This window comes from Pseudonocardia oroxyli, assembly GCF_900102195.1.
Lineage (GTDB): Bacteria > Actinomycetota > Actinomycetes > Mycobacteriales > Pseudonocardiaceae > Pseudonocardia > Pseudonocardia oroxyli.
The window spans coordinates 120,096-136,667 of the sequence record NZ_FNBE01000019.1; the positions used below are offsets into that span (position 1 = coordinate 120,096).

Genomic DNA, 16,572 nt, shown 5'->3' on the forward strand with positions numbered 1-16,572 from the left:
CCGAACTCCCAGGTCAATCCCGACCCGCGAACAGACTACTGACGCCGGGCGAGCGGAGGAAGGGCTACGCGCGCTCCTGCGTCAGGGCGAGCCCCACCCCCATGCCGACCAGCACCACGCCCCCGGTCCCGCCGAGCAGCCGCAGCCGCCGCGGGCTCGTCGCGAACCACACCCGCGCCGCGCCCGCGGCGAGGCCCCAGGCCGAGTCCAGCACCGCCGCCGTCGCGCAGAAGACCAGGCCGAGGACCAGCAACGCCACCCCCGGGTGCGCGACCTCCGGCCCCACGAACTGCGGCAGCACGGCCGCGAAGAACACCAGCGCCTTCGGGTTGGTCAGTCCCACGACGACCCCCTGCCCGAAGGCCCGCCGGTCGGTCGCCCGCTCGGGCCGGTGCAGGGCCGCGACCAGGTCCCCGCGGTGCCGGAAGGTCTGCACGCCCAGGTACACCAGGTAGGCCGCGCCCGCGAACTTGACCGCGGTGAACACCACGGCCGAGGCCGCCGCGACCGCGCCGAGCCCCGTGGCGACCACGCCGACCAGGATCGTCACCCCGACCGTGTTCCCCGCGACGCTCGCCAGGGCGGCGCGCCTGCCGTGCGCCAGCGCCCGGCCCACGATGAACAGCACGCTCGGGCCGGGGATGAGCACGAGCGCGATCGACGCGGCGAGGAACGTGAGGACCACGTCGAGGGAGGGCACGGCCGGACGTTAACGCCGTGTCCGCATCCTCACCACGCCATTTCGGCGCGCACGGATCATCGCTACGCTCCCGTCCCGTGTTCGGCATGATCCGGCCCTGCCGGCACACCCTGACCCCGGCCCTGCGCACCGAGTGGATGGGGCACCTCTGCGGCCTCTGCTACGCCCTGCGGGACGACCACGGCCAGGCCGCCCGCCTCGCCACCAACTACGACGGCCTCGTGATCTCCGTCCTGCTCGACGCGCAGGCCCCCCGCTCCCGCCACGCCCGGCGCACCGCGGGCCCGTGCCCGCTGCGCGGCATGCGGCGGCAGTCCGTGGCGACGGGCGAGGGCGCGCGGCTGGCGGCGACCGTCTCGTTGATCCTCGCGTCCGCGCAGCTGAGCGACCACGCCGCGGACGGCGACTACGGCTCCCGCCTGGTCACCGCGGCAGCCCGCCGGGTGGCCGGGACCTGGGCGCGCCGGGCCTCGGGCACGGCCGCCGACCTGGGGCTCGACGCCGGCGTCCTGCTCGACGCGGTCGCCCGCCAGCCTGTCCTGGAGCGCCCGGGGTCCGCGCTCCTGGCGGTCACCGAACCGACCGAGACCGCCACCGCCGCCGCGTTCGCCCACACCGCGACCCTCGCCGGGCGACCGGAGAACGCCGCGGCGCTCGCCGAGGTCGGCGGGCTGTTCGGCCGCCTCGCCCACCTGCTCGACGCCGTGGAGGACCTCCGCGACGACGCCGCCACCGGCGCCTGGAACCCCCTGGCCGCGACCGGCACCGACCTCGCCGCCGCCCGCACGCTCGCCGACGACGCCGCGCTCGGGATCCGCCTCGCCCTCGACGAGGTCACCTGGACCCACCGGCGGCTGGCGCACCGGCTGCTGGTCCACGAGCTGGACCGCGCGATCGGCCACGCGTTCGCCCACGCCTCGGCCGACGAGGGGGACACGAAGAAGGACGAGGGTCCCCGGCGCGGCCCGACGCGCGGCCTCGTCCCCGGCTGTGCCGCCGCGGCGGGCCTGTTCTGCACCTGCCAGATGTGCTGCGCCGACACCTTCCCGCACCCGTGGACCGGCGAGCCCGTCGAGGGCTGGTGCCGCAACGAGACCTGCGACGGCTGCTGCGACTGCACCGACGTGAGCTGCGACTGCTGCGACTGTTGCAGCAGCTGCGACTGCTGCGACTGCTGACCGCCCCCCGCGGCTACGCGGTCCAGCCGTAGAAGACGCGTTCGACGACGGCGCGGGCGCGTCGGGTGGTGCGGCGGTAGTCGTCGAGGAACTGGCCGGGGTCGCCGTCGGCGGGGTAGCCGAGCGCCGTCGCGATCGAGGCGAGCTCGCGGCCGCTGCGCGGGAGCTGGTCGCCCGGCTTGCCCTTGACCAGCATGATCGCGTTGCGGGCGCGGGTCGCGGCCTCCCAGCCCGCGCGCAGCTCGGCGGCGTCGTCCGCCGAGATCAGGCCCGCCCCGGCGGCCTCGCGCAGGCCGTCGAGGGTGGAGGTGGTGCGCAGCTCGGGGACGTCGCCCGCGTGCTGCAGCTGCAGGAGCTGCACCGTCCACTCGACGTCCGCCAGGCCGCCGTGCCCGAGCTTGGTGTGGGTCGAGCGGTCGGCGCCGCGCGGGAGCCGCTCCTCGTCCACCCGGGCCTTGATCCGCCGGATCTCGGTGACCGCCTCGGTCTCCAGGCCCTCGGCCGGGTACCGGATCGGGTCGATGAGCTCGACGAACGCCCGCCCCAGCTCCACGTCGCCCGCGACCGGCTTGGCGCGCAGCAGCGCCTGGGCCTCCCACACCTCCGACCAACGCGCGTAGTAGGCGTGGTAGGACTCCAGCGTGCGCACCAACGGGCCGGAGCGGCCCTCGGGGCGCAGGTCGGCGTCGACGATCAGGGCGGGGTCCGGGCTCGGTGCGCCGAGCCGGGTCCGCACCCCCTCCACGACGGCCGTCGCGAACTTCACGGCCGCGGCGTCGGACACGTCCGGCGCGGCGGGGGCGCAGACGAACAGCACGTCCGCGTCGGAGGAGTAGCCGAGCTCCGCCCCGCCGAGGCGCCCCATCCCGATCACGGCGATCCGCGCCAGGACCGGCCCGTCCCCTGCGACGGCCTTGGTCGTGGCGGCGAGCGTGGCGCGCAGCACCGCGATCCACACCGTGGACAGCGCCTCGCACACCTCGGCGACGGTCAGCGTGCCGAGCAGGTCCGCACACGCCACCCGCAGCAGCTCGTGCCTGCGCATCGAGCGCGCGCTCGCCACCGCGGACGTCAGGTCCGGCTGGCGGGCCACGGCCGCCAGCAGCCACTGCCCGACGGCGGCGGGGTCGCGGGTCAGCTCGTCCGGTTGGCCCGGCGTCGGGGTGGCCAGCACCCGGAGGATCTCCGGCGCCCGCACCAGCAGGTCCGGGACCAGCGCGGACGTGCCGAGCAGGTACATCAGCCGCTCGGCGACCTGGCCCTCGTCGCGCAGCAGCCGCAGGTACCAGGGGGTGGTCGCGAGCGCCTCGGAGACCTGCCGGTAGGCGAGGAGCCCGCGGTCGGGATCGGGGGTGGTGGCGAGCGCGTCGAGCAGGACGGGCAGCAGGGTCTGCTGGATCGACGCCGCGCGCGACACCCCGCCGGTCAGGGCCCGCAGGTGCCCGAGGGCACCCTCCGGCGACGCCCAGCCCAGCGCCTTGAGCCGGGCCGCGGCGGCCTTCTCGGAGAGCCGGTTGTCGTCCGCGGACAGCCGCGAGACCGAGGTGAGCAGCGGCCGGTAGAAGAGCTTCTCGTGCAGCCGGCGCACCCGGCGGACGTTGCGCTGCCACTCGTTCGTCAGCACGCCGACGACGTCGTTGCGGCCGTCCGGGCGCATCCGCGCCGCCCGGGCGAGCCAGCGCAGCGCGTCCGTGTCGGTCCGGGCGGGCAGCAGGTGGGTGCGGCGCATCTTCTGCAGCTGCAGCCGGTGTTCGAGCAGCCGCAGGAAGCGGTAGGAGGCGGCGAGGTTGGCGCCGTCGTCGCGGCCGACGTACCCGCCCTCGCTGAGCGCCGCGAGCGCCTCCAGGGTCGACGGCGACCGCAGGGTCGGGTCGGTGCGGCCGTGGACGAGCTGCAGCAGCTGCACGGCGAACTCGACGTCCCGCAGGCCGCCGCGCCCGAGCTTGAGCTCGCGGTCGGCGTGGTCGGGCCGGACGTGCTCCTCGACGCGGCGGCGCATGGCCTGCACGTCGGTCACGAAGTCGTCCCGGCCCGCGGCGCTCCACACCATCGGCGCGACGGCCTCGGCGTAGGCCCGGCCGAGTGCGGCGTCCCCGGCGATCGGCCGCGCCTTGAGCAGCGCCTGGAACTCCCAGGTCTTGGCCCAGCGCTTGTAGTAGTTGACGTGCCCGTCGAGGGTGCGGACCAGCGCGCCCTGCCTGCCCTCGGGGCGGAGGTTCGCGTCGACCTCGAAGCAGGCCTCGCCCGCGATCCGCATCACCCGGCTCGCCAGCTTGGTGGCGACCTGCAGGTCGCCCTCGCCGACGAAGATCACGTCGACGTCCGAGACGTAGTTGAGCTCGCGGCCGCCGCACTTGCCCATCGCGATCACGGCGAGGCGGGTGTCCTCGGGCGGGTCGGTCTCCTCGACGGCCACCGCGAGCGCGGCCGTCAGCGCCGCGGCCGCGAGGTCGGCCAGCTGGGCCGCGACCTCGTCGACCTCCATCACGGGCAGCGCGGGCTCGCCGACGGCGGCGAGATCCGCCGCGGCGAGCCCGAGCAGCTCGTCCCGGTAGGCCGTCCGCAGCGCGGTGACGGCCGCGGTGCCGGTGGCCTGGGCGCGCGGCCGCTCGGCGGCCGGGGCGGCGCCCACGGCCCGCAGCAGGTTCGCGGTGCGCCGCGCGCAGTCCGGCGGCGGGTCGAACCGGTCCGCGGTGTCGGCGAGCAGCGGCCACCGGTCGGGGTGGGCGATCAGGTGGTCACCGAGCGCCGTCGACGCTCCGAGCAGGGCGAACAGCCGCCCGCGCAGCCCGACGTCGGTGTGCAGCTCGGCCTCGATCCGCTTCCAGTCGGCCGCTGCGTGCGCGAGCCGCTCGACCTGACGCAGTGCGAGGTCCGGGTCGGGGGCCCTGGCGAGCGCCCACATGATCTCCTCGGCGCCCTGGACCGGCCGGTCGCCGTCCCACCAGCCGAGGTCTCGCAGGGTGCCCTCGGCCCAGGGCTCGGTCAGGCCCAGCCTGGCCAGGGAGGTGCGAGTGCGGTCCGCCACGGCGAACGATCCTATTGCGACGGGGTTACGGATACGAGTCCGGGTGATCGAGTGGGAAGGCCAGCCACGACAGCATCCCGGCGAGCTCGCGGTACGCGGCCAGGCGCGCCTCGTCGGTGCCCGCCTCCTCGGCCCGCCGGACCGGCTCGCGCAGCCGCTCGACCATGGCGGGCCCCAGTTCGAGCAACCCGCCGGAGCCGGTCGTCGCGAAGCGGGCGAGGACGTACCGGGCGAGCCCGCCGACGGGGATGCCGGTGTGTGCGGAGAGGCCCCGCAGGGTGTGCAGGGGGTCGAGCCGGTTGTAGTCGGCGACCTCGGCCTTGAACGTGGCGTCCGGGTCGTCGTCGGGCCAGGGCCCGGTCCAGGGGCTCAGGGTCAGCTCGTCACTCATGTGTCTCCTGTCCGGAGTGTCCGTATCCTGACGGGGTGGACGAGCTTCTCGAGGCCCTGCTGATGAACCCGGGCGCCCTGGCGGTGCTGGGCGGCGTGCTGCTCGTCCTGGTGATCGTGGTGGGGTTCGTGCTGCGGAGCATGTGGAAGCGCGCACGGACGTTCGCGGGCACCCACCAGCACCGCCTCGACCGCGCGCGCACCGAGATCGCCGCGCTGCGGCTGCCGGAGGGGCCCCGGCGCCGGGCCGTGGAGCTGCGCAGGCGGCTCGCCGAGTCGGTCGCCGCGACCGACCGCCAGCTCGGCGCGGCCCCGTCCGCGCTGGTGGGGGCGACGGTCGCCGAGCAGCACCGGGAGCTGCGCCGGCTGGCCGCGGACCTCGACGCCCACCTGCGCACCCTGCAGGACGAACCGGCGGCGGACCGGGTGGAGGCGGCGCTGCCCGAGGCGCGGCTCTGGACCGAGCAGCTCTGCGAGATCGCCGCCGAGCTGCGGACCGCGGTCCGCGAGGCCACCCGGGCCACCACGGGCGAGGACGTCCGGGCCCTCGGCACGAACGCGGCCGACGGCGCCGCCGCCCTCCGCGCCGGCATCGACTTCCTGCAGTCCCAGGTCCGCCACCAGCGCTGAACCGGCGCCGACGCACCTCGTGCGTGGTAAGTGGTGCCAGAGCACCACTTACCACGCACGGCTAGAGGACGGGGAGGTACGTCGCCAGCTCGTACGGGGTGACGTTCTTGCGGTACGCGTCCCACTCCGCCCGCTTGTTGCGGAGGAAGAAGTCGAAGACGTGCTCGCCGAGGATCTCGGCGACGAGCTCGCTGTGCTCCATGGCGGCCAGGGCCTCGGTGAGGTTCTGGGGCAGCGCCTCGTAGCCCAGCGCGCGGCGCTCGGTGTCGGTCAGCGACCAGACGTCGTCCTCGGTGCTGGCGGGCAGCTCGTAGCCCTTCTGCACCCCCTGCAGGCCGGCCCCGAGGATCACCGCGAAGGCGAGGTAGGGGTTGCAGGCCGAGTCCAGCGTGCGGATCTCCACCCGCCGGGTCGACGACTTGCCGGGTGAGTACATCGGCACCCGGACCAGCGCGGAGCGGTTCGCGTGGCCCCACGACACCGCCGTCGGCGCCTCGCCGCCGGTGATCAGCCGCTTGTAGGAGTTGACCCACTGGTTCGTCACGGCGCTCATCTCGCGGGCGTGCCGCAGCACCCCGGCGACGAAGGCCTTGCCGGTCTCGGAGAGCTCGTAGGGGTCGTCCGGGTCGTGGAAGGCGTTGCGGTCGCCCTCGAAGAGCGAGAAGTGGGTGTGCATCGCCGACCCGGGGTGGTCGGTGAAGGGCTTGGGCATGAAGCTCGCCCGCACGCCCTGGGTCAGCGCCACCTCCTTCACCACGTACCGGAAGGTCATGATGTTGTCGGCCATGGTGAGCGCGTCGGCGTAGCGCAGGTCGATCTCCTGCTGGCCGGGGCCGCCCTCGTGGTGGCTGAACTCCACCGAGATGCCCATCGACTCGAGCGTCTCGATGGCGTTGCGCCGGAAGTGCGGGGCGACGTCGTGGCTCGCCTGGTCGAAGTAGCCGCCGGAGTCCGCGGGCACGGGCGCGGTGCCGTCGGCGGGCAGTCCGCGGAGCAGGTAGAACTCGATCTCGGGGTGGACGTAGCAGGTGAAGCCCGCCTCGCCCGCCTTGGAGAGCGCGCGGCGCAGCACGTGGCGCGGGTCCGCCCAGCTCGGCGAGCCGTCCGGCATCGCGATGTCGCAGAACATGCGTGCCGAGTAGTGCTCGCCGCCGGACTCCCAGGGCAGCACCTGGAACGTCGACGGATCCGGCCGCGCGACCATGTCCGACTCGTACACCCGGGCGAAGCCCTCGATGGCCGACCCGTCGAACCCGATCCCCTCCGCGAAGGCTCCTTCGAGCTCGGCGGGGGCCACCGCCACCGACTTGAGATAGCCGAGCACGTCGGTGAACCAGAGCCGCACGAAGCGGATGTCTCGTTCCTCGAGCGTGCGCAGCACGAATTCCTGCTGGCGGTCCATGGCGGCCAGGCTAGGAATCGCGTGTTACGTGAATGTTTCGTCCCTGATCAGACCGGGTCCTTTTCGGGTGAGTCTCACAGTCGGCACTCCGTTCCGTCCCCCGGAAGGGTGCCGTCGACGAGGTAGGCGGTCAGCGCGGAGTCGACGCAGGCGTTCCCCTGCAGCCCGGCGGTGTGCTGGTTGCCGTCCACCTTCAGCAGCCGTCCCCCCAGGTCGGCGGCCAGGTCGACGCCCGCCTGGTACGGGGTGGCCGGGTCCCCGGTCACCGACACGACGACGACGGGCGGCAGCCCCGGGACGTCCGGCCTGCCCGGCTCGGTGGTCGGCGGGACCGGCCAGAACGCGCAGACGTCCCGGGCGGCGACCGGCCCGCGCCCGGTCGTCGTGAACGGAGCGGCCTTCTCGACCCCGTCGGCCAGCGCCGCCGGGTCGGTCACCCGGGTGTTGTCCATGCAGGAGATCGCCTGGAACGCCTCGAGCGAGTTGTCGTAGTGCCCGCCGGAGCGCTTGTAGTAGAGGTCGGCCAGGGTGAGCAGCAGGGAGCCGTCGCCCGCGGCGAGCTGCGAGATGCCCAGCGACAGCACCGTCCAGAGCTGGCGCACGTACATCGCCTGCTGCACCCCGGTGACGGCGTCGGTGAACGAGAGCCTGCGGGTCGGGTCGCCGGTCTTCACGGGGTCGTCGAGGAGCGGGCGGGCGAGCGCGAGCCACGTCTCGGTGGTGCGGGCGGGATCGGTGCCCAGCGGGCAGTTCGGCTGCGTCGTGCACCAGGTGGCGTAGGCGTCGAAGGCCTGCTGGAAGCCCGCGCTCTGGTCGATGTTCGACTCGACGGTGTCCTGGGTGGGGTCGACGGCGCCGTCGAGCACCATGGCGCGCACCCGGTCCGGGAAGGCCTCCGCGTACTGGGTGCCGATCGAGGTGCCGTAGGAGTAGCCGTAGTAGGTCAGCTTCTCGTCGCCCAGCGCGGCCCGCAGGATGTCCAGGTCCCGGACGACGTCCCGGGTCCCCAGGTTGGCCAGCACGTCCGCGCCGACGCGCGCGGTGCAGCGATCCGCGTACTCCTTGTTGTGCGCCTCCAACGCCGCCACCCCGGCCGGGGACGGGTCGGCGAAGACCTGGGCGCGGTACTCGTCCTGCTCGGCGTCGGTGAGGCAGTCGATCGCCGGCGAGCTCACGCCGACCCCGCGCGGGTCGAAGCCCACGAAGTCGAAGCGCTGCAACAGGTCCGGCGCGGACTGGACGAGGCTGGGGACCAGCGAGGTGCCCGAGACGCCGGGGCCGCCCGGGTTGACCAGCATCGAGCCGATCCGCTGGCCGGTCGCCTTCGCGCGCAGGACGGCGAGCTCGGCGGTCCGGCCGTCCGGGTTCGCGTAGTCGAGCGGGACGGTGAGCTTGGCGCACTCCAGGGACGGGTCCCGGTAGGCGTTCGCCACGTCCGGGCTCGCCGCGAAGCCGTCGCAGCTCCCCCAGCTCAGCTGCTGGGAGGTGAAGCGCTGCAGGGGATCCGGGGCCGGTGACGGCGGATCCGGGGTCGCGGGGGTGGCGGAGCACCCGGCCGCGACGGCGACGACCGCCGCGAGGGCGGTCAGCGTCCGGAGGGTGGCCGTGAACGGGGAGCGACGGCGCGGGAGCACCGAGTCAGCATGACAGTGGTGCGGGGGTCGGCGTCGCGCGGGCGAGTGCGGATCCGCGGGCAGTGCCGCTTTGGCGGCGAGTGCGCATCCGCGGACAGTGCTGCACTGGCCGCGAGTGCGCATCCGCGGACAGAGCCGCACTGCCCGCGAGTGCGGATCCGCGGGCAGTGCCGCTCTGGCGGCGAGTGCGCATCCGCGGGCAGAGCTGCACTGGCCGCGAGTGCGCATCCGCGGACAGAGCTGCACTGCCCGCGGATCCGCTCCCCCGGCACCTCGCACATGTGAGGTGCGTCGCCGGTTCGTGCGCTGCGTGTAACCCGGATGTCACGCTGATCGCGCACACCCCAGACGACCCGGGGACCTGCTCGTCAGGCCTCGAGGGAGGACGGACAGCGATGTCTGAGCCGAGTTCCGCGCACGCCTCTTCCGCCGCGCAGGAGGTCGAGGCGCCCTACCGCGCCGCCGCCCCGCGCAAGCGCACCCGCATCCACCACCTCGCCGAGATGAAGCAGCGCGGCGAGCGCTGGGCGATGCTGACCGCCTACGACGTCTACTCGGCCGAGATCTTCGACGAGGCCGGCATCCCGGTCCTGCTCGTCGGCGACTCCGCGGGCAACAACGTCTTCGGCTTCGACAACACCATCCCGGTCACCGTCGACCACCTCGTCCCGCTGACCCGCGCGGTGGTGCAGGGCGCGCCGCACGCGCTCGTGGTCGCGGACCTGCCGTTCGGCTCCTACCACGTGTCCGTCGAGCAGGCCGTCGGCACGGGGATCCGGTTCCTGAAGGAGGCCGGGGCGCACGCGGTCAAGCTGGAGGGCGGCGCGCGGTTCGCCCCGCACGTCGAGGCGCTGAGCGGCTCGGGCATCCCGGTGATGGCGCACCTGGGCTTCACGCCGCAGGCCGAGCACGCGCTGGGCGGGTTCCGCATCCAGGGTCGCGGCTCGTCCGCCGAGCAGAAGCTGGTCGAGGACGCCCTGGCGCTGCAGGAGGCGGGCGCCTTCGCGGTCGTCCTGGAGATGGTGCCGGGCGAGGTCGCGAAGCGGGTCACCGCCGAGCTCACCATCCCGACGGTCGGCATCGGCGCGGGCCCGGACTGCGACGCCCAGGTCCTCGTGTGGTCGGACATGGCGGGCATGAACCGCGGCCGCATCCCGCGCTTCGTGAAGCAGTACGCCCGGGTCGGGGACGCGCTCTTGGAGGCGGCCAAGGCCTACGCGGCGGACGTCAAGGGCGGGACCTATCCCGACGAGGCCCACACCTACCACTGACCTCCGCCGGAGGACCCCGCGCAGGAGTCAGTGCAGGACGCGGGACCGTTCCAGCATCGCCCCGGCGGGGCACTCGCGGCGTTCCCACCGACCGCGCAGCCCGCTGAGCCGGGCCAGGTCGGCGGGCCGCCCCGCCAGCGCCCGCTCCGCGGCCGCCAGCAGCTCGCCGGCCCGGGCGTGGGTGTCCGGGTCGGCGAGCCCGGCGACGGCGACGTGGCGGTGGGCCGCGGCGTCCGGCACCAGGGCCCGCCCGGGCAGGGTGTCGTCCAGGACGAGGCCGGTGAGCAGGCTGAGCAGCTCGCCGTAGAGGGCCGGGTCGGGGCATGCGTCGCAGGCCTTGAACTCGATCCGGCCGACCTCTGCGGCCAGCCGCGCGGGCTGGGTGAGCGACGGGTCGGTGGCGCGCAGGTGGGGCGATCCGGGCGCCAGGAACACCATCGCCGCGGGCCGCGCGCCGGTCCGCACCGCCGTCCGGGCGGACAGACCGCCCCACGCCACGCCGTCCCGGAAGGGCGAGGAGAACGAGAAGGGCACGATCCAGGGCGAGTAGTGGGTCAGCTTCGCGCCCGCGTCGACCAGGTCGGGACCGTCCAGCCCGGCGACGGACAGGTTGAGGTCGGGCCCGTGCGTCACCATGTGCAGGTGGGCGGTCCGCTCCTCCGGGGAGCCGATCCGGTGGGCCCGCTCCCACGCGTTGTACGGCGGCGTGATCGGGTAGCTCGAGCGGACCGGGTTGAACCCCGTCACCCACGGCTGCAGCCCGCGGGCGCGGGCGAGCTCCTCCAGGGCCGCGACGTCCGCGGTGAGCGCCGCGACGGCCGCCTCCACGGTGTCGTGGATGCGGGTGCGCACCTCGATCCCCTTGGGGTCGCAGCGCAGCAGCGCGCCCGCCTCGTCGAAGCGCTCGAACCCTTCGACGTACCACCGCTTGCGCTTGATCCCCTGGTCCCCGATCCGCAGGTCGGGGTAGTCGGCGGGATCCTCGGGCAGCGCGTCCACGATGCCCTGCAGCAGGTCGAACGGGGTGTTGGTGAAGTCCGCGAACGAGCCGTCGGGGTGCCGGAACGCCAGCTCGTGCTCGATCCCGTACCGCAGTCGCGTCACCCGTGTCCTCCTGTCCCGTGCGCCGCCGGAGGACACTACTCGGGCCGGCGTGACACTAAGGAGAGGCGAACCTCACCGTTCCGGTCGTCGGGTCGGCCTCCTCCAGCCGCACGGTCGCGACCTCCGCCGGGCGCAGGGTGCCGCTGCACCGGGCGATGACCGGCGGGTCCGGCAGGAACACCTCACCCGGGTCCGCACGCAGCACGACGACCGAGAACTCTCGACCCACCCGGTCGGCCAGGACCGCGGCCTCGGTGCGGTCGATGCAGGCCCGCGACACGGCGTTCGCCACACGGTCCGAGGCGCTCATCAGCTCCGGGAGCACGGGCAGGGCCTCCGCGAGCCATGCGGGGACCTCCTCCCCCGCCGCCACCGCGAGACACACCTCGGCGCCGAACCGGTCCACCAACCGCCGCAACGGGGCCGTGACGTGCGCGTACGGTGCGCCGATGCCGCCGTGCCCCGGGTCCGCGGGCGGTGCGACGCCGGGGCCGAACGACTCGTAGGCGGCGCCGCGCAGCAGCGTGGTGGCCGCCCGGCGCAGCGCGAGCGTGCGCGGCTCCTGGTCGGCGTGGGTGAGGCCGGCGAGGACCCGCGCCGGGGTCGCGCCCGCGGGCCACTCGACGCCGAGCGCGAGCGCCGTGCGGCGCAGCTCCGCGACCGCCTCCGCCTCGGGGGCGGGCAGCGTGCGCAGGATCCCGACGCCGGCGTCGAGCATCATCCGCGCCGCGCTCATGCCCGTGAGCAGGGAGATCTCGGCGTTCCAGTCCTCGACCACGGTCCGGTGCCGGATCCGGACGGTCCAGCCGCCCGCCCCGTCCGGCACGACCTCCTGTTCCGGCAGCTCCAGCTCCACCGCCCCGCGCGCGACGGCGAGCTCCCGGCGCAGCGGGCCGAGCTCGGGCAGCGGGGCGATGGCCGGGTGGACCCGGCCCGCCTCGACGTCCGCCTGGACGCCCGCGTAGTCCAGCCGCGCGACCGACCGGACGAGCGCCCGTCGGACGTCGACGGAGACGGTCTCGCCCTGCGCGTCGAGCTCGAGGCGCCACAGCACCGCCGGGCGCGGGCCGTCCGGGAGCAGGCTGGCGGCCGCCTCGGAGAGCACCGGCGGGTGCAGGGGGACCGCGCCGTCCGGGAGGTAGACGGTCTGGCCCCGGCGGCGGACCTCGGCGTCGAGCGCGCCCCCGGGCGTGACCACGGCGCCGAGGTCGGCGATCGCGTAGTGCACGGTGAAGCCGCGCGCGGAGCGGGTGATGCCGACCGCCTGGTCGAGGTCCTTGGAGCCGGGCGGGTCGATGGTCACGAGCGGGACGTCGGTGGCGTCGAACCGCTCCCCCGCCGCCGCCTCCGCCGCCGCCCGCTCGGCCTCGGCCAGCACCTCCGGGGGGAAGCCGTCCGGCAGCGCGAACTCGGTGCGGATCGCCGTGAGATCGGGAAGCACTGCTGGACAGTAGCGGCCGGAGCTGACTTACTGCCCGGGTGAACAGTGGTGCCCTGCGGATCGGCGCTGCCGTCGCGATCGTGCTCGTGCTGGTGATCGGGGTGTTCGCGGCCGTGCGCGGGATGGCCGTGCGGTCCGCGGCCCCCGTGGTCACGCCCGCACCCGCGCCCCCGGTGGCCTGGGCGCCGGTCGACCGGCCCGGTCCCGCGCTCACCGTCCCCGCGGCGGAGCTCGAGGCGAGCGTGGCCTGCACCCGTGCCACCCGCGCGAGCAGGGACACCGCGCTGCTGCTGTCCGGGACGGGCGCCGACCCCGCCACCTCGTTCGACTGGGGGGTGCGGCCGCTGCTCACCGCGGAGGGCTTCCGCTCCTGCTACTCCACCGCCCCCGACCGCAACACCGGGGACGTCGCCGTCCGCGCCGAGTACGTCGCCCACGCGATCCGGACGATCGCGGCGGACACCGAGCGCAAGGTCGCGGTCGTCGCGTTCGGCGAGGGCGGGATCGCGGCGCGGTGGGCCTTGCGGTTCTGGCCGGACCTGCGCGACCAGGTGTCGGACGTCGTGCTGCTCGGGACCCCCAACGGCGGCCTGCCGCTCTGTTCGGCGGGCTGCTCGGCGGCGGACTGGCAGCTGGCCACGGGCTCGCCGTTCTTCCAGGCGTTGGACTCCGGCGCCGCGACCTTCCCGGGGATCGACTACTCCGTGATCACCTCGGACCTGGACACCAGGGTCCCGCCCGCCGCGGCCGCGCTGCCCGGCGTCGCGTCGACGACCGTGCAGCAGGTGTGCCCGGGCCGCGAGGTCGAGCACCTGTCCCTCGGGCTGTCCGACGCCGTCTCCCTCGCCCTGGCGGTCGACGCGCTGCGCAACCCGGGGCCCGTGGACCCGACCCGCATCCCGCCCGCCACCTGCAGGGACGCCCGGCCGGTGGAGATCCAGCCCGGCCCGCAGGAGCGGGGCACCGCGGCGGTGCTCGCCGCCCAGAACGTCACGGGCGCGCCGGTCAACGGCGAGCCGCCGCTGCCCTGCTACACCCGCGCGGACCCGTGCTGAAACAGGGTCGTCACACCCTCCTCTGGACATCCGCGGCCCACGGGATCACCCTGGTACACGAGCGTGTCACCGAGTATCGGGAGGCGTCATGAGGTTGGGCAGGAAGCTGGCGGAGGGCGTGGCCGTCGACCGCGAGGCCGAACGGCTGGCCGAGACGAGAGAGCCGTCCGAGCGGGCCGTGGACCGGACCCCGGTCGTCACGGCCGCCGCGGTCGCCGAGATCGAGGACGTCCCGGCCGTCCCGGCCGAGCAGCCGGTCCGGGCCTAGGCCGTGTCCCGCGGATCACCACCACCGCTCCCAGCGCCCACGCCGCCCTCGGCGGCGTCGCCGGACCACCCGGATACGCCCGGTATGAGGGTGGCCCGGCGCCTTGCCGAGAGCGACGTGGATCACCGGGCCCGACGGCGATGACCCGCGGGACACGGCCTAGCGGACCGGGGATGGGCGGTCCGTTCGCCCGGGGCCCGCGCGAACACTCCGACGAGCCCCTGCCGGGGTTCAAGCTCGCCTACCCGATGCTCGCGGCCGACGGCCGGGCGTGCGGGTTCAGCGGGGTGACCCTCGGCAGGGCGCACGTCTACCGCGCGGTGGACGACGCGCTGTGCGCCCACGGCTCACGGCACGCGTGTCCCTCACGCTGGTGCGACTGCGGGTTCTACTGTTTCCACGACATCGCCGCGGCGCGCGATCTGGCCTGCGAGCCGGACCATCGCAACGCCGTGCTCCTCGAGATCGCCGCGTCGGGCCGCTACCGCCGCTACGAGCGCGGCCTGCGCTACGCCCGGCAGCGGGTCACCGCGGTCCGGATCGGGCGGTGCGAGTGCGGTCGCGCGGCCGAACAGCTCGCCGACTCCGGCGCGGGCACCGTGGGCTGGCGCAAGCTGCTCCCGGTCTGTGCCCGCTGCGGGGCGGGCAGACCCGCGCTGGACCCGGCCCGGTTCGGCGAGCTGGCCCAGGTGAGCCGGGTGCTGCTCGACGGCCCCCCGGTCGAGGCGCCCACCGCGACACCGCCCGCCGAGGACCCGGGCACCGTGGCCCTGCTCTCCGCGGAGATCGCCGTCCTCCACGCGCGCCTGGACGAGGCCCTGACCCGGCTCGACGCGCTGGAGTCCCGACAGAACGGACGCTAGCGCCCCGTACGGGGCACTACAGCCAGGCGGGGAGGTCTGGCGGCGTGGTGCGCTCGCCCTCGACCGTGTGGGCCCGCAGGGCACGGGAGCGGCCGCGGCCGGAGACCCAGGCGGCCAGGTCGGCCACCGGCCCCTCGACCGTGACCCGGCCGTCGGCGAGCGTCCAGGCCTTCTCCGGGTCGTCCGACGCGACCAGCCGTGCCCCGGGCACGCCGTCGCGGTCCGCCAGCATGCCGACGACGTCCCCGACGAGCTCGCACAGCATCGGCCGCGGGAAGTCCTCGAAGGACGCGCCCACGTCGAGGTCCACCGAATGGATCCACATCTCGCGAGCGCGCATCCACGCGATCTCCGTGGCCGGGACCTCGAGCCCCTGCGAGTTGCGGACCGAGGCTGTCCAGGCCTCCTTGGGCATGGCCTTGACGACCTGCGCCAGCCGGTCCGACGTCGCCACCACGTCCTCGCGGATCGCCGCGGGTTCGCGCTGCGCGCCCGCCTCGATGTCCGCGGCCCGCGCCTCCCGGGAGGCGTAGGCGGGGGTCTCCACGCCGGTGCGGGCCCACTGCAGCAGGTTCATCAGCCCGTCGGCGTTGCGCGCGACGTGGGTCAGCACGTGCGCGCGGGTCCATCCCGGCAGGGCGGACGGCTTGCCGAACGCCTCGTCGCCCATCCGGTCCATGAGCCCGCGCAGGTGCGCCGCGCCGTCCCCGGCCCACTCCAGGGACAGCTTGAGGGTGCGCGTCACTTCGCCGACCGGCACACGTTGCGGCACTCCCCGATCCCCTCGACAGCGACGACGATCTCCGCCCCGTCGGTCAGATAGCGCGGGGGCTTGCGGGCGTGCCCGACTCCGCCGGGCGTGCCCGTCGCGATCACGTCGCCCGGGTTCAGGGTGATGATCACCGACAGGTACTTCACGAGCTCGACCGCCCCGAACACGAGCTGGTCGGTGGTGGAGGACTGCATGACCTCGCCGTCGAGCGTGCAGGAGATCGCCCAGCCGCCGTTGCTCGCCCCGTCCCCCGCGAGCTCGTCCGGGGTGACCAGCACCGGCCCCAGCGGAGTGGAGTGCTCGAACGTCTTGCCCTGCAGGAACTGCTTGGTGCGGTTCTGGTAGTCCCGCACGCTCACGTCGTTCAGCACGGTGTACCCGGCGATCGCCGCCTCCGCCGCGGCGTCGTCCGCGTGGCGCACCGGCTGCCCGATCACGATGGTCAGCTCGGCCTCGTAGTCCACCTGCTCGGAGACCGTCGGCAGCTCGATCTCGTCGTAGGCGCCGATGAGCGCCGGGGCGTACTTCGCGAACACCGTCGGGTAGGCGGGCAGCTCGTTGCCCATCTCCAGGACGTGGTCGCGGTAGTTCAGGCCGACACAGATGATCTTCTCCGGGCTGGGGACCAGCGGCGCGTAGTCCAGGCCCGCCACGGCGTGCGACGGGCCCGCCGCCGCCTCGGCGTGGGCCCGCCAGTCCGGGCGGGCGAGCAGCGCCCGCAGATCCGCCTCGCCGGTCTCGGTCGCGGTCGTCTCGTCCACCCGGACGGCCCGGGTACCCGCCGCCGTCCGAATCGTCGCCAACCTCATCGGGCGCACCCCGTGCTGGTTTCTCGC

General features: G+C 74.7%; 15 protein-coding genes. 6 read left to right on the plus strand and 9 right to left on the minus strand.

Annotated features, from left to right (window positions below; translation table 11 throughout):
- Window positions 1–64: 64 nt before the first annotated feature.
- On the minus strand, window positions 65–700 hold the full coding sequence (locus BLS43_RS24920) for a LysE family translocator (RefSeq protein ID WP_093089126.1): 636 nt from the start codon (window positions 698–700) through the stop codon (window positions 65–67).
- Between the two features lie 77 nt (window positions 701–777).
- Between BLS43_RS24920 and BLS43_RS24925 the strand changes: the two genes are divergently transcribed.
- Window positions 778–1,878, plus strand: a complete 1,101-nt coding sequence (locus BLS43_RS24925; protein ID WP_176921527.1) for a DUF5685 family protein — start codon at window positions 778–780, stop codon at window positions 1,876–1,878.
- Between the two features lie 13 nt (window positions 1,879–1,891).
- On the opposite strand, the gene BLS43_RS24930 is transcribed toward BLS43_RS24925, so the two are convergent.
- Together BLS43_RS24930 and BLS43_RS24935 are read right to left on the minus strand one after the other, a co-directional pair.
- The gene (locus BLS43_RS24930) at window positions 1,892–4,906 is read right to left on the minus strand and encodes a bifunctional [glutamine synthetase] adenylyltransferase/[glutamine synthetase]-adenylyl-L-tyrosine phosphorylase (protein ID WP_093089127.1); all 3,015 of its coding nucleotides are present in this window, start codon (window positions 4,904–4,906) and stop codon (window positions 1,892–1,894) included.
- A 25-nt stretch (window positions 4,907–4,931) separates the two neighbouring features.
- Window positions 4,932–5,297, minus strand: coding sequence for a DUF6027 family protein (locus BLS43_RS24935; protein WP_093089128.1), 366 nt, complete (start codon window positions 5,295–5,297; stop codon window positions 4,932–4,934).
- Between the two features lie 35 nt (window positions 5,298–5,332).
- On the opposite strand from BLS43_RS24935, the gene BLS43_RS24940 reads away from it, so the two are divergent.
- On the plus strand, window positions 5,333–5,926 hold the full coding sequence (locus tag BLS43_RS24940) for a hypothetical protein (RefSeq protein ID WP_093089129.1): 594 nt from the start codon (window positions 5,333–5,335) through the stop codon (window positions 5,924–5,926).
- Window positions 5,927–5,987: 61 nt separating this feature from the next.
- On the opposite strand, the gene glnA is transcribed toward BLS43_RS24940, so the two are convergent.
- Window positions 5,988–7,328 carry a type I glutamate--ammonia ligase gene (gene glnA, locus BLS43_RS24945; RefSeq protein WP_093089130.1) on the minus strand — a complete coding sequence of 447 codons (1,341 nt, stop codon included), beginning with the start codon at window positions 7,326–7,328 and terminating at the stop codon, window positions 5,988–5,990.
- A gap of 74 nt (window positions 7,329–7,402) precedes the next feature.
- Entirely contained in the window at window positions 7,403–8,962 is a 1,560-nt protein-coding gene (locus BLS43_RS24950; protein ID WP_237190905.1) for an alpha/beta hydrolase, read from the minus strand.
- Window positions 8,963–9,357: 395 nt separating this feature from the next.
- Between BLS43_RS24950 and panB the strand changes: the two genes are divergently transcribed.
- Window positions 9,358–10,233 (plus strand): 3-methyl-2-oxobutanoate hydroxymethyltransferase, encoded by an 876-nt coding sequence (gene panB, locus BLS43_RS24955; RefSeq protein ID WP_093089132.1) that lies wholly within the window; start codon window positions 9,358–9,360, stop codon window positions 10,231–10,233.
- 27 nt (window positions 10,234–10,260) lie between these two features.
- Here panB and BLS43_RS24960 read toward each other — a convergent pair whose 3' ends face one another.
- Window positions 10,261–11,337, minus strand: coding sequence for a glutamate-cysteine ligase family protein (locus BLS43_RS24960; protein ID WP_093089133.1), 1,077 nt, complete (start codon window positions 11,335–11,337; stop codon window positions 10,261–10,263).
- A gap of 55 nt (window positions 11,338–11,392) precedes the next feature.
- Window positions 11,393–12,778 (minus strand): RNB domain-containing ribonuclease, encoded by a 1,386-nt coding sequence (locus BLS43_RS24965; RefSeq protein ID WP_093089134.1) that lies wholly within the window; start codon window positions 12,776–12,778, stop codon window positions 11,393–11,395.
- Window positions 12,779–12,816: 38 nt separating this feature from the next.
- Between BLS43_RS24965 and BLS43_RS24970 the strand changes: the two genes are divergently transcribed.
- From BLS43_RS24970 to BLS43_RS24980, 3 genes are all read left to right on the plus strand, one after another.
- The gene (locus BLS43_RS24970) at window positions 12,817–13,833 is read left to right on the plus strand and encodes an esterase/lipase family protein (RefSeq protein WP_093089135.1); all 1,017 of its coding nucleotides are present in this window, start codon (window positions 12,817–12,819) and stop codon (window positions 13,831–13,833) included.
- An 88-nt stretch (window positions 13,834–13,921) separates the two neighbouring features.
- Window positions 13,922–14,101, plus strand: coding sequence for a hypothetical protein (locus tag BLS43_RS24975; RefSeq protein WP_093089136.1), 180 nt, complete (start codon window positions 13,922–13,924; stop codon window positions 14,099–14,101).
- Between the two features lie 173 nt (window positions 14,102–14,274).
- Window positions 14,275–14,964, plus strand: coding sequence for a hypothetical protein (locus tag BLS43_RS24980; protein WP_093089137.1), 690 nt, complete (start codon window positions 14,275–14,277; stop codon window positions 14,962–14,964).
- A 16-nt stretch (window positions 14,965–14,980) separates the two neighbouring features.
- Here the strand turns inward: BLS43_RS24980 and BLS43_RS24985 are convergent, their stop codons facing one another.
- Together BLS43_RS24985 and BLS43_RS24990 are read right to left on the minus strand one after the other, a co-directional pair.
- Complete coding sequence (locus tag BLS43_RS24985) at window positions 14,981–15,709, minus strand: maleylpyruvate isomerase family mycothiol-dependent enzyme (RefSeq protein ID WP_093089167.1); 729 nt, start codon at window positions 15,707–15,709, stop codon at window positions 14,981–14,983.
- The gene (locus BLS43_RS24990; RefSeq protein WP_093089138.1) at window positions 15,706–16,545 is read right to left on the minus strand and encodes a fumarylacetoacetate hydrolase family protein; all 840 of its coding nucleotides are present in this window, start codon (window positions 16,543–16,545) and stop codon (window positions 15,706–15,708) included. Before BLS43_RS24990 ends, BLS43_RS24985 begins: the two co-directional genes overlap by 4 nt.
- Window positions 16,546–16,572 lie beyond the last annotated feature (27 nt).